The organism is Citrobacter sp. RHB35-C21, from assembly GCF_013816515.1.
GTDB lineage: Bacteria > Pseudomonadota > Gammaproteobacteria > Enterobacterales > Enterobacteriaceae > Citrobacter > Citrobacter braakii.
The window spans coordinates 2,785,418-2,798,372 of the sequence record NZ_CP057147.1 but is presented as its reverse complement, the minus strand read 5'-3'; the positions used below and the strand labels follow the sequence as shown (position 1 = coordinate 2,798,372).

At 53.0% G+C, this 12,955-nt stretch carries 14 protein-coding genes; 1 reads left to right on the top strand and 13 read right to left on the bottom strand.

The window, feature by feature from the left end; genetic code table 11:
• Positions 1-185: 185 nt before the first annotated feature.
• The 10 genes from nth to blr all read right to left on the bottom strand — a co-directional run bounded on the left by nth (position 186) and on the right by blr (position 7,712).
• A complete protein-coding gene (gene nth, locus HVZ39_RS13630; RefSeq protein WP_016153004.1) occupies positions 186-821 on the bottom strand; it encodes an endonuclease III in 636 nt (211 codons plus the stop codon).
• Positions 821-1,513: an electron transport complex subunit E gene (locus HVZ39_RS13625; protein ID WP_016153005.1), complete on the bottom strand. Its 693-nt coding sequence runs from the start codon at positions 1,511-1,513 to the stop codon at positions 821-823. The genes nth and HVZ39_RS13625 overlap by 1 nt, the downstream gene beginning before the upstream one ends.
• 3 nt (positions 1,514-1,516) lie before the next feature.
• Positions 1,517-2,137, bottom strand: a complete 621-nt coding sequence (gene rsxG / locus HVZ39_RS13620; RefSeq protein ID WP_016153006.1) for an electron transport complex subunit RsxG — start codon at positions 2,135-2,137, stop codon at positions 1,517-1,519.
• Between the two features lie 9 nt (positions 2,138-2,146).
• Positions 2,147-3,199 carry an electron transport complex subunit RsxD gene (rsxD, locus tag HVZ39_RS13615; RefSeq protein ID WP_016156437.1) on the bottom strand — a complete coding sequence of 351 codons (1,053 nt, stop codon included), beginning with the start codon at positions 3,197-3,199 and terminating at the stop codon, positions 2,147-2,149.
• The gene (rsxC, locus tag HVZ39_RS13610) at positions 3,200-5,317 is read right to left on the bottom strand and encodes an electron transport complex subunit RsxC (RefSeq protein ID WP_181632543.1); all 2,118 of its coding nucleotides are present in this window, start codon (positions 5,315-5,317) and stop codon (positions 3,200-3,202) included. It abuts the gene before it with no gap.
• Positions 5,310-5,888, bottom strand: a complete 579-nt coding sequence (gene rsxB / locus HVZ39_RS13605) for an electron transport complex subunit RsxB (RefSeq protein ID WP_006684670.1) — start codon at positions 5,886-5,888, stop codon at positions 5,310-5,312. The genes rsxC and rsxB overlap by 8 nt, the downstream gene beginning before the upstream one ends.
• A complete protein-coding gene (rsxA, locus tag HVZ39_RS13600) occupies positions 5,888-6,469 on the bottom strand; it encodes an electron transport complex subunit RsxA (RefSeq protein WP_003029144.1) in 582 nt (193 codons plus the stop codon). Before rsxA ends, rsxB begins: the two co-directional genes overlap by 1 nt.
• A 76-nt stretch (positions 6,470-6,545) precedes the next feature.
• Positions 6,546-6,986 (bottom strand): DUF2569 domain-containing protein, encoded by a 441-nt coding sequence (locus tag HVZ39_RS13595; protein WP_016153009.1) that lies wholly within the window; start codon positions 6,984-6,986, stop codon positions 6,546-6,548.
• A gap of 91 nt (positions 6,987-7,077) precedes the next feature.
• Positions 7,078-7,293, bottom strand: coding sequence for a transcription modulator YdgT (ydgT, locus tag HVZ39_RS13590; RefSeq protein ID WP_003832804.1), 216 nt, complete (start codon positions 7,291-7,293; stop codon positions 7,078-7,080).
• A 293-nt stretch (positions 7,294-7,586) separates the two neighbouring features.
• A complete protein-coding gene (blr, locus tag HVZ39_RS13585; protein WP_019076739.1) occupies positions 7,587-7,712 on the bottom strand; it encodes a division septum protein Blr in 126 nt (41 codons plus the stop codon).
• A gap of 241 nt (positions 7,713-7,953) precedes the next feature.
• On the opposite strand from blr, the gene HVZ39_RS13580 reads away from it, so the two are divergent.
• A complete protein-coding gene (locus HVZ39_RS13580; protein WP_016153010.1) occupies positions 7,954-8,994 on the top strand; it encodes an oxidoreductase in 1,041 nt (346 codons plus the stop codon).
• A gap of 52 nt (positions 8,995-9,046) precedes the next feature.
• Here the strand turns inward: HVZ39_RS13580 and add are convergent, their stop codons facing one another.
• The 3 genes from add to malX form a co-directional block, all read right to left on the bottom strand.
• Positions 9,047-10,048, bottom strand: coding sequence for an adenosine deaminase (gene add, locus HVZ39_RS13575; RefSeq protein WP_181632542.1), 1,002 nt, complete (start codon positions 10,046-10,048; stop codon positions 9,047-9,049).
• Positions 10,049-10,148: 100 nt separating this feature from the next.
• The gene (locus tag HVZ39_RS13570; RefSeq protein ID WP_047358427.1) at positions 10,149-11,321 is read right to left on the bottom strand and encodes a MalY/PatB family protein; all 1,173 of its coding nucleotides are present in this window, start codon (positions 11,319-11,321) and stop codon (positions 10,149-10,151) included.
• A gap of 10 nt (positions 11,322-11,331) precedes the next feature.
• A complete protein-coding gene (malX, locus tag HVZ39_RS13565) occupies positions 11,332-12,924 on the bottom strand; it encodes a maltose/glucose-specific PTS transporter subunit IIBC (protein ID WP_075848264.1) in 1,593 nt (530 codons plus the stop codon).
• Between the last annotated feature and the right edge of the window lie 31 nt (positions 12,925-12,955).

The window sequence follows — 12,955 nt, the reverse complement described above, 5'->3', positions numbered from 1 at the left end:
CTGGATCACGTATAGATAGAAATTTCTTTTACTAAAAAAACGATTAACCTGCTCAGGTGTTAATTAACAAGAATATTGCATTAGATATGCGCGGTTGAACGGCATCATTGTCGGGAAAATAAACTCAGGGGAGTGCATAACTAATCGTTATGTTAGCGAGGGGCAAGCAGTATGCCCCGGCAGCATCAGATATCGACTTTCTCTTTGAATTCGCAAAGATCTTCGATAATGCAGGAACCGCAGCGCGGCTTTCTGGCTATGCAGGTGTAGCGGCCATGAAGAATTAACCAGTGATGGCAATCGACTTTAAATTCACTGGGTACGACTTTCAGCAGCTTCTCTTCAACCTGCTCGACGTTTTTACCCGGGGCGAACTGGGTACGATTACAAACGCGAAAAATATGGGTATCTACGGCAATAGTGGGCCAGCCAAAGGCGGTATTTAACACCACATTAGCCGTCTTTCGCCCAACCCCGGGCAGGGCTTCTAATGCGGCCCGGTCTTCAGGCACTTCACCATTATGTTGCTCCAGCAGAATGCGGCAGGTTTTAATCACGTTCTCCGCTTTGCTGTTAAACAAACCGATTGTCTTGATGTAGGACTTAACCCCTTCAACGCCAAGCTCCAGCATCGCGGCTGGCGTATTGGCGATGGGGTAGAGCTTAGCCGTCGCTTTATTGACGCTGACATCGGTGGCCTGCGCGGAGAGCAAGACTGAAATCAGCAGTTCGAACGGCGATGTAAAATTAAGTTCGGTTGTCGGATGCGGATTGTTCTCACGCAGGCGCGTCAGTATTTCCAGCCGTTTTGCTTTGTTCATTACACATTCCCTGTTTCACCAGCCGGACTGTCCGTGACAGCCGCCTCGGCACGACGTTTCTTCATTTTCTCATCAATCAGATACTTCACTGCCAGCATCAGACCCAGGCCAATAAACGCGCCTGGTGGCAGCATGGCCAGCAGAAACGGCGTATCGGTATGAAAGATCTCAACGCGCAATACTTTGGCCCAGCTACCCAACAAACCGTCTGCGCCATCAAAGAGTGTACCGTTACCAATTATTTCACGTAGCGAGCCCAGAACAAACATGGCGCCAGTTGCGCCCATGCCGATGGAAAAACCATCGAGTGCGGATAGCGCAGGGCCTTTTTTGGCTGCGAAGGCTTCAGCGCGGCCAACAACAATACAGTTGGTCACAATCAGCGGGATAAAAATGCCCAGAGACTGATACAGGCCAAAAGCGTAGGCATTGATCAACATTTGCACCGCGCTCACCACGGAGGCGATGATCATGACATAAATCGGAATACGAATTTCAGGCGGTGTCCAGCGACGAAGGGCAGAAATCGTCAGATTCGTCAGCGTCAGGACGAGCGTAGTCGCGAGTCCCAGGCCCAGCGCGTTAGTGGCAGTCGAGGTGACGGCCAACAGCGGACACATCCCGAGTAACTGCACAAGCGCGGAGTTATTTTTCCATAACCCTTGGACAATAACGTCTTTAATTTCGCTCATGGTTTATTCTCCACAGGCGCTAAGTTGAGGAAGTTGCGCGGGCAGCGTCTGCGCATACAAACCGGCGCGTTTTACTGCATTAACTACCGCACGCGGCGTAATGGTTGCGCCAGTAAACTGGTCAAAGTCGCCGCCGTCTTTTTTCACCGCCCAGTGAGCGTCGTTACCCGCAGCGATCGTTTTGCCGCTAAAGTGGGTGATCCAGTCGGACAGTCGCAGTTCGATTTTATCACCCAGCCCTGGCGTTTCATGATGTTCGGTCACCCGCGTACCCAACACGGTACCCGAAAAATCGACACCAACCAGCAGTTGAATAGCCCCGGAATAACCATCTGGCGCCGTAGCTTCAAGAATTGCTGCAACAGGACGATCGTCCTGGCGGGCAATATACACTCGGTGAGTGCCTTTGCCCAACGCCTGCGCATCGACCAGATAACAACTTTCGGACAAGTTATTATTGTAGCGATCGCCTGGCAGAACCTGATCGAACAGCGTTTTTTGCTGCAGCGCGGCTTGTTCATCAATGGTGGACTTGGTTAATTGATTGATTGCCGCGGTTAACCCCGTCGAGCCCGCTGCAAACAGCGCCAGAGTAATACCGTGTTTACGAATCGTTTTCAGCATAGGGAGTCCTTAGCGATGTCCGTACACGCGAGGGCGGGTGTAATAATCAATCAGGGGAACCGTGATATTTGCCAGCAATACGGCAAAAGCCACGCCATCAGGATAACCGCCAAAACTGCGAATCAACCACACTAACAGGCCCGCAAGTGCGCCAAAAATCAGGCGACCACGGTTAGTAGTTGATGCTGTAACGGGATCGGTAAGAATAAAGAATGCACCCAGCATGGTCGCGCCGGAAAGTAGGTGCAACTGGGGCGATGCCAGCGAATCTGGCGAGAAAATCCAGCCTAAAGTGGCACAAACGGCGAGCGACAGCAGGAAGCTAACCGGGATATGCCAGCGAATCGCTTTCTGCCATAGCAACACGACGCCGCCCACCAGCCAGGCAAGGTTAACCCACTGCCAGCCAGCGCCTGCAAGCATGCCGCTGTAGATTGGGTATTGCATCACCTGCTCAACAGTACGTCCTGCATGCAGCGAAGTCTTAAAGGTATCGAGAGGTGTTGCCTGACTGATACCATCAATACCCATACGCAGCGTGTTCATATCCCCGCCGCTGGCGGTATGTCCGCTAAAGATAACGTTCAGGGCGTCAAAAAAACCAGGCACAGTCGCCGCAATTTCATGCGGCGGCAGCCAGCTTGTCATCTGTACCGGGAATGAGATAAGCAGCACCACGTAACCAATCATGGCGGGGTTAAACGGGTTCTGACCGAGGCCGCCATACAGCTGTTTAGCAATGATAACGGCGAATACCGTGCCTAAAACTACCATCCACCAGGGGGCGAGCGGGGGAATACTCACGGCCAGCAGTAACCCGGTGAGCAATGCGGAGTTGTCTTTTAAAATCGCGACAATGGGTTGTTTGCGCAGTTTAAGCACGCCCGCTTCGGCGGCGATAGCGCTGATGGCGGCCAGAACTATCTGGAACAACGTACCCCAGCCAAAGAACCACAGCTGAGCGGCGATCCCCGGCAATGCAGCCAGTAACACCAGCATCATGATACGCGATGTCTGGCGCTGGTTATGGGTATAAGGGGAGCTTGCTATTCTGAATACCATTTATTCCTCGTTTACAACCTGCTGCTGGGCGGCTTTCTTTGCCTGAGCGCGTGCAATAGCGGCCGCGACGGCGGCTTTACGCGGATCCACCGGTTCGACTGTTTCCGTAACCGTCTGCTGCTCGAGCTTGCGAGCTTTGGCGCGGGCGATAGCCGCTTCCACGGCGGCTTTACGCGGTTCCACCGGTTCGACCGTTTCCGTAACCGCCTGCTGCTCGAGCTTGCGGGCTTTGGCGCGGGCGATAGCCGCTTCCACGGCGGCTTTACGCGGATCCACCGGTTCGGCTGTTTCCGTTACGGTTTCCTGTTCAAGCTTGCGGGCTTTGGCACGAGCGATTGCCGCTTCCACGGCGGCTTTACGCGGATCCACCGGTTCGGCTGTTTCCGTTACGGTTTCCTGTTCAAGCTTGCGGGCTTTGGCACGAGCGATTGCCGCTTCCACGGCAGCTTTACGCGGGTCGACCTCTGTGCTGCTGCCTCCTGTTTGAGGAGGGTTTTCCATCCGGGTTGCGCGAGCTTGCGCCTTACGCGCCTCGCGTGCGGCAATCACGGCACTATTGTCAGGTTTTTCGCCAGCCTGAATGACTACCGGCTGCATTGCCTGAGCCTGCTTTTCTTTTACGCGAGCCAGCGCGGCGGCAATGGCATCATGATCTTTAGCCGCAGGCTGAACGGCAGCGCTTTTGTGACGTTCAAGACGTGCTGCTTTTTCACGTTCGAGTCGCGCCTGTCGGGCTTCAAATCGCGCTTTCGCTTCAGCGGCACGTTTTTCTTCCTGACTAATGGCATAAATCTCGGCTTTTTCCTGACGGAAATACTGCACCAGTGGAATATTGCTTGGGCATACCCAGGCGCAGGCACCGCATTCAATGCAGTCCGCGATATTGTGCGCCGTTGCTTTGTCGTGCTGCTGCCCTTTACTGAACCAATAAAGCTGTTGCGGCAGGAGATCGGCCGGACAGGCATCGGCGCAGGCGCTACAGCGAATGCAGCCTTTCTCTTCCGGCGTTTCTCCCATTTCACTGGCAGAGGGCGCCAGAAGACAGTTGGTTATCTTCACCACCGGTACATCCAGCCACGGCAGCGTAAAGCCCATCAGCGGCCCGCCCATAATCACCATCTGGTCGGCGGAAGGGCAGAAGCCCGCGTCGTTGAGCAGATGACGAACCGGCGTGCCTAAACGCGCCCAGACGTTGCCCGGACGGCTGACGGCTTCGCCGGTCAGCGTCACGACACGTTCGGTAATCGGTTCTCCGTCAATCACCGCACGTTTAATCGCGTAGGCGGTTCCAACGTTTTGCATCAGCACGCCGATATCTGAAGAGCGTCCCCCGTGCGGAACCTGCTTGCCGGTCAGGATTTGCGTTAACTGTTTGGCCCCGCCTGACGGGTACTTGGTGGGGATCACGCGTAAGCTGATATCGTGTGAATCAGCCAGCACCGCGCGCAGCATGGAAATTGCCTGTGGCTTGTTATCTTCAATGCCCAGTAGAATTTCGCGTGGCTGAAGAATATGCGCCAGGATGCGGATACCTTCGACGACCTGCGCCGCGCAGTCCTGCATCAGGCGGTCATCAGCCGTAATGTACGGCTCGCATTCAGCAGCGTTAATGATCAGCGTTTCAATTTTATCTCCGCCGCCCTGCAGCTTAACGCCGGTGGGAAAACCTGCGCCACCCAGTCCGGCGACGCCGAACTGGTGAATACGTGCGATCAGCTCTTCCCGGCTGCGGGAACGGTAATCGGCCCAGCCGTCTCGCTCAATCCAGCGATCTTCGCCATCGGCATCAATAATAACGCTCAGCTCAGCTAATGCCGATGGATGTGCAGTAGAATGCGGCGCAATAGCAACAACGGTGCCTGACGTTGGCGCATGTACCGGAAGCATTTTACCACGCCCAAGGGTTAACGCCTGACCACGCAGCACGGTGTCGCCTACGTTTACGCACAGCTCACCCTCCGCGCCAATATGTTGTTTCAGCGGAATAACAAAGCGTGGCGCCAGCGGAACCTGTCGCAGCGGCGTACCGTTCGACTGGGTCTTCATTTCTGGTGGATGAATGCCGCCATCAAAGTCCCAGATTTTGTTTTTTCTGAATGCAGAGAATAACTTAAACATGTTGTTCCACGGGAATGATGCGCACAGGGATGGTGTTTAAATCCCATTTCCAGCTATCAGGTGTCTCGGCCACCGGGCGTAATTCGATACATTGCGTCGGGCACGGATCAACGCACAGGTTGCACCCGGTGCAGAGATCGCTCATCACCGTGTGCATGGCGCGGGTCGCGCCCACGATCGCATCAACCGGGCAGGCCTGAATGCACTTTGTACAACCGATACAGTTATTTTCATCAATGACCGCCAGCATACGCACGGGGGTAACATCGTGTTCATCACCATCAATCGGCTGCGGGTCGACGTTCAGCAGGGCGGCAATTTTTAACATCACCGCTTCGCCTCCGGGTGCGCAACGGTTGATTTTTTCGCCCTGAGAGCCGATCGCTTCAGCGTAAGGATGACAGCCCGGATAGCCGCATTGTCCACACTGGCTTTGCGGGAGAATTTCATCAATTTTCTCCACGACAGGATCATCTTCGACGGCAAAACGTCGTGAGGCGTAACCCAAAATAGCGCCGAACGCCAGACCCAGTAGACTCACTGCGGCAACGGCAATCCAGATAGCATTCATTACAACTTCACCAAACCACTAAAGCCCATAAAGGCCAATGACATTAAACCAGCGGTAATCAGCGCAATCGCATTACCGCGAAACGGAGCAGGCACGTCCGCCACGGCGAGGCGTTCGCGGATCGCGGCGAACAGTACCATCACCAGCGAGAAGCCGACGGCGGCGGAAAAACCGTATAGCGCCGACTGTAAAAAGTTATGACCGAGATTGATATTCAGTAACGCCACGCCTAATACCGCGCAGTTAGTGGTGATCAGCGGTAGGAAGATCCCCAGCAGGCGGTAAAGTGCAGGGCTGGTTTTGCGTACAACCATCTCGGTAAATTGCACGACGACGGCGATGACCAGAATAAAAGCCAGCGTACGCAGATAGATGAGATTGAGTGGAATGAGGATCCAGGTATCAATCAGCCATGCGCAGATGGATGCCAGTGTCATGACAAACGTCGTGGCAAGGCCCATACCCATTGCGGTTTCCAGTTTTTTGGAAACGCCCATAAACGGGCAGAGCCCCAGAAACTTGACCAGTACAAAGTTATTGACCAGTACAGTTCCGACAAACAGCAGCAGGTAATCAGTCATTTTTCGGCCTGAAATAAAAAAGCCGCCTATTATCTGACAATCTACAACAGGCGACAACAGGTTAACTGTAGGGTTATTACGGATTCACAAACGTCGATTTAACGCGTTGCGAGCGTTTGAAATAGGGCACCAGCAGTGCTGCAGCCAGCAATGGGAACAGCAGTTGGCGCACGGCAAAGGCGTCAGGAACCGGTGAAAACGCAAACGCTTTAATCGCCAGTAACACGGAGATCAGCAGCCATAGAATATAATGCTTAGGCACACAGGCTCTGCGTTTGAAAAACGCAATCGTCAGCCACAGCGTGTAATACCACATGGCAATCGCGGTAATAAAAGAGACGCCCCATAACAGCAAATTTGCCGTACTTTGCGCACCCAGCGTTTGGAAGGTTTGCGGTGTAGCCAGCGCAGTGACATAAAGTAATAACGCCAGCGAAGCGCTCAACAATGCGACTAACAGCCAGGCCAGTGGCCCAAGTAGCCAGCCCCCGATACGTTGTGCCGGTGTGGTAGTCATCTCTTCTCCAGGTTTACGCGCGCAATCAAACATGCCATTCATTTTGGGGCAATTATTATAAAGCTTTTAACGTTGAGCGCTACTTTCTTCTTTATTGCACGTAATGCCAGACTGATTTGGGTACCTGACCAACATCAAACAGACGACCTCCTGAGATAAGCTCCGCACGGCGATGGTCTGCAGCGCGATACATATTGATAATGTCGCTATCGTCGGTGAGCGTGTAGTTAAGATGGTCGAACAGTTTTTCCAGACTTTCGAGTGAACTGATTTTGCGGAATTTTAATAAGTAATCCTGAACAGTCATAAATGGAAATCCATATTAATAAAATAATACCAACGGAGTAGTAAATATAAATAATAAACAACATGCACAGGTAAAAGCGGATTGACGCGCAAATGTGAGAAGAGTGTTCATACCTGTGGAAAAGCAGGCGCTATGCGCACCTGCGGTAAGGGTAACGCGCTTCGCTACAGCAGGCAATATGCACCGGAGTGGGATGCGGCATTATTCTCTTTTTTTGACAAAATTCGATCTTTTGCAGCCAAACCCTGCCGTTACTCGATGTTAATTGCCGGGTTATAAGGGACTGCAGATGCTTATTTCTTCTGCACAGCAGCAACGGGCTCCGGTGGCTGGTAATTGTCAATATGATTGGCAACACCCAGCAGGATCACAGAGACGGTGAGAACAATCCAACCTGCTAATTCAATAAGACGATTCATTACTGATGACATTTGCTTTGATTTATCCATAAACACAGGCTGCAAATGTTACTAATCTCTCAATAATACAGCAAGATAATTGGGAACGATTTCTCCCTCTTTTTCGCTGCAAGTTAAGCATAAGTGGCATATGTTTGACTTAAGTTAATAAACAACCTTTGTAGCGCAATGGTTATTAAACTATTGAGACGTTGCAGGGTATGGTGTGAAATAGGTTAGTCCTGAATTGAGAGGCTATAACATGAGTGACAACATCCGCGTTGGGCTAATTGGCTATGGTTACGCCAGTAAAACCTTCCATGCCCCCCTGATTGTGGGCACACCGGGCCTCGAACTGGCTGCGGTTTCCAGTAGTGATGAAGCAAAAGTGAAGGCAGACTGGCCAACGGTGGCGGTTGTTGCTGAGCCTAAACACCTTTTTAACGATCCGAATATCGACTTGATTGTGATCCCCACGCCTAACGACACTCACTTCCCGTTAGCGAAGGCTGCGCTGGAAGCGGGCAAACATGTGGTTGTTGATAAGCCTTTCACCGTGACACTGTCACAAGCACGCGAACTGGATGCGTTGGCGCGTAGCCTTGGCCGTGTGCTGTCCGTTTTCCATAACCGCCGCTGGGACAGTGATTTTCTGACGTTGAAAGCCCTGCTGGCGGATGGCGTTTTGGGGGAGGTGGCGTATTTCGAATCCCATTTCGATCGATTCCGCCCGCAGGTTCGTGATCGCTGGCGTGAACAGGGTGGTCCAGGAAGCGGCATCTGGTATGATTTAGCACCGCATCTTCTGGATCAGGCGATTAACCTGTTTGGTTTGCCCGTCAGCATGACGGTAGACCTGGCTCAGCTCCGCCCAGGTGCGCAAGCGACGGATTACTTCCATGCCATCCTGACTTATCCGCAGCGTCGTGTGATTCTGCACGGTACCATGCTCGCTGCCGCTGAGTCGGCCCGTTATATCGTGCACGGATCGCGTGGCAGCTATGTGAAGTATGGTCTTGACCCGCAGGAAGAGCGCCTGAAAAATGGCGAGCGACTTCCTCAGGAAGACTGGGGTTACGACATGCGCGATGGCGTGTTGACGCGAATAGAAGGCGAAGAGCAGGTTGAAGAGACCTGGCTGACTGTACCGGGTAATTACCCGGCGTACTATGCTGGCATTCGTGATGCGCTAAATGGTCACGGTGAAAACCCGGTACCGGCGAGACAAGCTATTCAAATCATGGAGCTGATTGAGCTGGGTCTTGAATCGGCGAAACATCGCTCGACGCTGTGCCTTGCCTGATTAGGCAAATGCCGGATGGCGATGCTCAGCATCTCATCCGGCACTTTAACCGTCACGTTGCGGCGACTTTCTCGCGCAGGGCACGTTTTTCTTCGTTACTCAGAAATGCCATTTCCAGGCCGTTGATTTGCGCCTGACGGATCTGTTCGCGCGTGAGTCCTGCTGCTGGCGCGGCAATGGTGTACTCGTGAATAATATCCACACCCTGTACCGCCGGATCGTCCGTATTCAAGCTGGCTAAAACGCCATGCTCAAGGAATGTTTTCAGCGGGTGGGTTGCCAGAGAGGCGACGGTGCTGGTCTGAATGTTCGATGTCAGGCAGGATTCGATGCCGATACGGTGTTCGGCGAGGTAATCCATCAACGCACGATCTTCAACGGCTTTTACGCCGTGACCAATACGTTCTGCGCCCAGCTCTTTAATAGCCTGCCAGATACTTTCTGGTCCCGCGGCTTCGCCCGCATGCACAGTAATACGCCAGCCGGCGTCGCGCGCCTGATTGAAATGCGACAGGAACAGACTGCCCGGGAAACCCAGTTCGTCACCAGCAAGATCCAGTGCCGTAATATGGTCTCGGTGGGCTAACAGCGCATCCAGTTCCTGCAGGCAGGCGGCTTCGCCGAAGGTACGGCTCATAATGCCAATTAAGCGAGCTTCGACGCCAAAGGTCTTGCAGCCCTCGCGTACGCCGGCAATGACGGCTTCAACCACGCCCGCAACCGGGAGCTGATGCGCCATCGCCATATAGCCGGGTGAAAAACGTAATTCTACATAGTGCAGGCCGTTACGTGCTGCATCCTCAATATTCTCAAATGCCACGCGGCGACACGCATCCAGCGAGGCCAGTACCTTCACGCCCCAGTCGAGCTTGGATAAAAAGCTCACTAAATCCGGCTCAGTTGATGTGACTTGCACATGAGGGATCAGCGTTTCCAGCGTTTGTGCCGGAAGCGTTAAATTGAACTGACGACCCAGATCCAGGATCGTTTGGGCACGGATGTTACCATCAAGGTGGCGATGGACGTCGGTCAGGGGGAGGGAAGTATCAATCATGGTCGCACTCGTGTATTTAGGTAAAGTGCGTCGTATTATATGAAAAAATCGAGATAAAAAGCTATGTTGCGCAATGAATAATTTCATTGCGCAAACTTAATTAGCGTACAGAACGGATGGCGTTAATCAGCCCCTGAACGCCTTTTTCAAGCTTGGATCTTGGGCATCCGGCATTGAGGCGTACAAAACCGCGACCTTCTTCTCCGTAGGTGTATCCCGGCATGATAGCCACTTTCTGCTGGTGGATGAGAACATCCTGCAAGGCATGGTCATCAATATTGAGCGGACGCAGGTCAATCCATGCCAGATAGGTGGATTGCGGAATCTGCCAGTTGAGTTCGGGGAATGCGGCATTAAGCTCACGCGCAACGTAATGCAGATTGCTGGCAAGATAATCGCGCAGCGCATCAAGCCAACTTGCACCCTGTTGATAAGCGGCAATATGTGCGCTAAGCGCCAGCACCGCAGGCGAGGAAAGACCATCGCGGCCTTTTAACGCGCTGAGGTAATCGTTGCGGCTTTGAGCATCTTCAATGAGTCCGTAAGCCCCGGTTAATGCCGGAATATTAAAACTCTTTGAGCCGGAAGTGAGCAGTGCCCAACTGCCACGCGCGACGTTACTCCACGGGATGTGCGGCCGGTCTGACCATACCATATCCATATGAATCTCATCGGAGATGACTTTTACACCATGGCGCTGACACAGTTCTGCCATGGTTTCCAGCTCGTCGCGCGTCCACACTTTGCCCGTTGGGTTTTGTGGGCTGCAAAGCAGAAGAATTTTGCTTTCAGGTCGAGACAGGGCTTTCTCCAGCGCAACCATGTCGCAAAACCAGCCGTCGGCGCGTTTTTCCAGTCCGACTGCGTGTACCTGGCGCTGATTACCTTCAATCGCTTTGTAAAACGCATCGTAAGCCGGAGTATGGATAACCACCGCATCGCCCACGGATGACCACTGGCGGATCAACTCCGACACCATATAGATGACCGAGGGGCCATATACCAGCGACTGAGGATCTATTTGAGTGTTATGTCGCGAAAGAAACCAATGGCTTATCGCCGCCAGAAACTCATCGTTTTTCCAGCGGCTGTAACCCAACACGCCATGTGACAGGCGCTGAGTCAGCGCCTCCAGAATGCAAGGTGCGGTGGCAAAATCCATATCGGAGATGGTGAATGGCAGCAGGTCGGCTGAACCAAAACGGTCGGCAACGTAATCCCACTGAGTACACCAGGTACCGTGCCTGTCCACAACCTTTGAAAAATCAAACATATTGTTGTCCTTAAGCCTGTACGGTGTTCATCAGAACCGCGATCTCGTCTTTCACTGACTGGACCTGCGGACCGATAACGACCTGAAGGTTATGCTGATTGAGTTGTACTACGCCAATGGCACGATTGTCCTTCAGAGCCTGTACGTTAACAAGCGACATATCTTTCACTGACAAGCGCAGACGGGTGATGCAATTATCCAGGCTGACAATGTTTTCTGCGCCGCCCAGCGCCGCCAGAATAGCAGGGACGTTGTAACCTGATTTACCAGGGGCTCCGGCCATTACTTTTTCGATATTGCTGGCAATTTCGACTTCACGGCCCGGCGTCTTCAAATTGAAACGCGTGATGGCGAAGCGGAAGATCACGTAGTACACCGCAAACCAGATAGCCGCGACAACAGGGACCAGGTACCACTTGGTGGACAATCCGTGCAGGATGCCGAACACCACGAAGTCAATCAGGTTACCGTCAGTGTTACCGATAGTGACGCCAAGCACTGCCATCACGGTGAAGCCAAGACCGGTTAGCAGGGCGTGGATTACATACAGAACCGGAGCGACGAACAGGAATAAGAACTCGAGTGGTTCAGTTGTACCGCCGATGACACAGGCAATCAGACCAGAAATTAATAACCCTTTAATTTTATGACGATTTTCAGGGCGTGCGCAGTGGTACATGGCTAATGCTGCACCCGGTAAACCGCCGAGGAACGCCGGCATTTTACCCTGGGACAGGAAGCGTGTTGCGCTTTCAGAGAAACCTTGCGTTGTCGGGCAGCTCAGTTGAGCCTGGAAAATAGTCAGTGCACCGCTCACGCTATGGCCGCAGACTTCCTGTGTGCCGCCAGCTTCGGTGAAGCGAATGAGTGCCACCAGAATATGGTGCAGGCCAAAAGGCAGCAACAGACGCTCACCGGTACCAAACAGCATAGGACCAAATTCCCCCGCGCTATTGATGATGTGACCGAGTCCGGTAATGCCCATGGCGAAAACTGGCCAAATCAGGGGAATGACCAGCCCGACCAATCCCATCACCACCGAGGAGATGATAGGCACAAAGCGCGTACCACCGAAAAACGCCAGCGCATCCGGCAGACGAATGTTGTGGAAGCGTTCATGCAGCATCCAGACAATGATCCCGGCAATAACGGCACCGAGGATCCCGGTGTCGATCGACTGGATCCCCAGAATGTTTTGCACGTTGTTGGCTTTCAGGATCGCCGCATCTGTGGTGGGTAAGATACCTTTGGCGGTTAACCAGAAATTGACGGCGAGGTTCATGACCGCATAACCGACAAAACCGGCAAACGCCGCAACGCCTTTGTTCTCGCGTGCCAGGCCCAGAGGAATGGCAATACAGAACATGACTGGCAGGAAGCTAAACGCAAATGAGCCAACTTTACTCATCCAGGTAAAGATGGCCTGCAGCAGCGGATTCCCCAACGCCGGGATCAGCGTTAAGACATCATGGCTGCTCAACGAGCTGCCGATCCCCAACATGATCCCGCAAAATGAGAGCAGCGCTACAGGCAGCATAAAGGTTTTGCCCAACTGCTGGAAAAATTCCCATAACGTTATTTTTGGTGTGGTTCTCGCCGTCATCAAACGACTCCTTGTAAAGGCTAGCTGACTA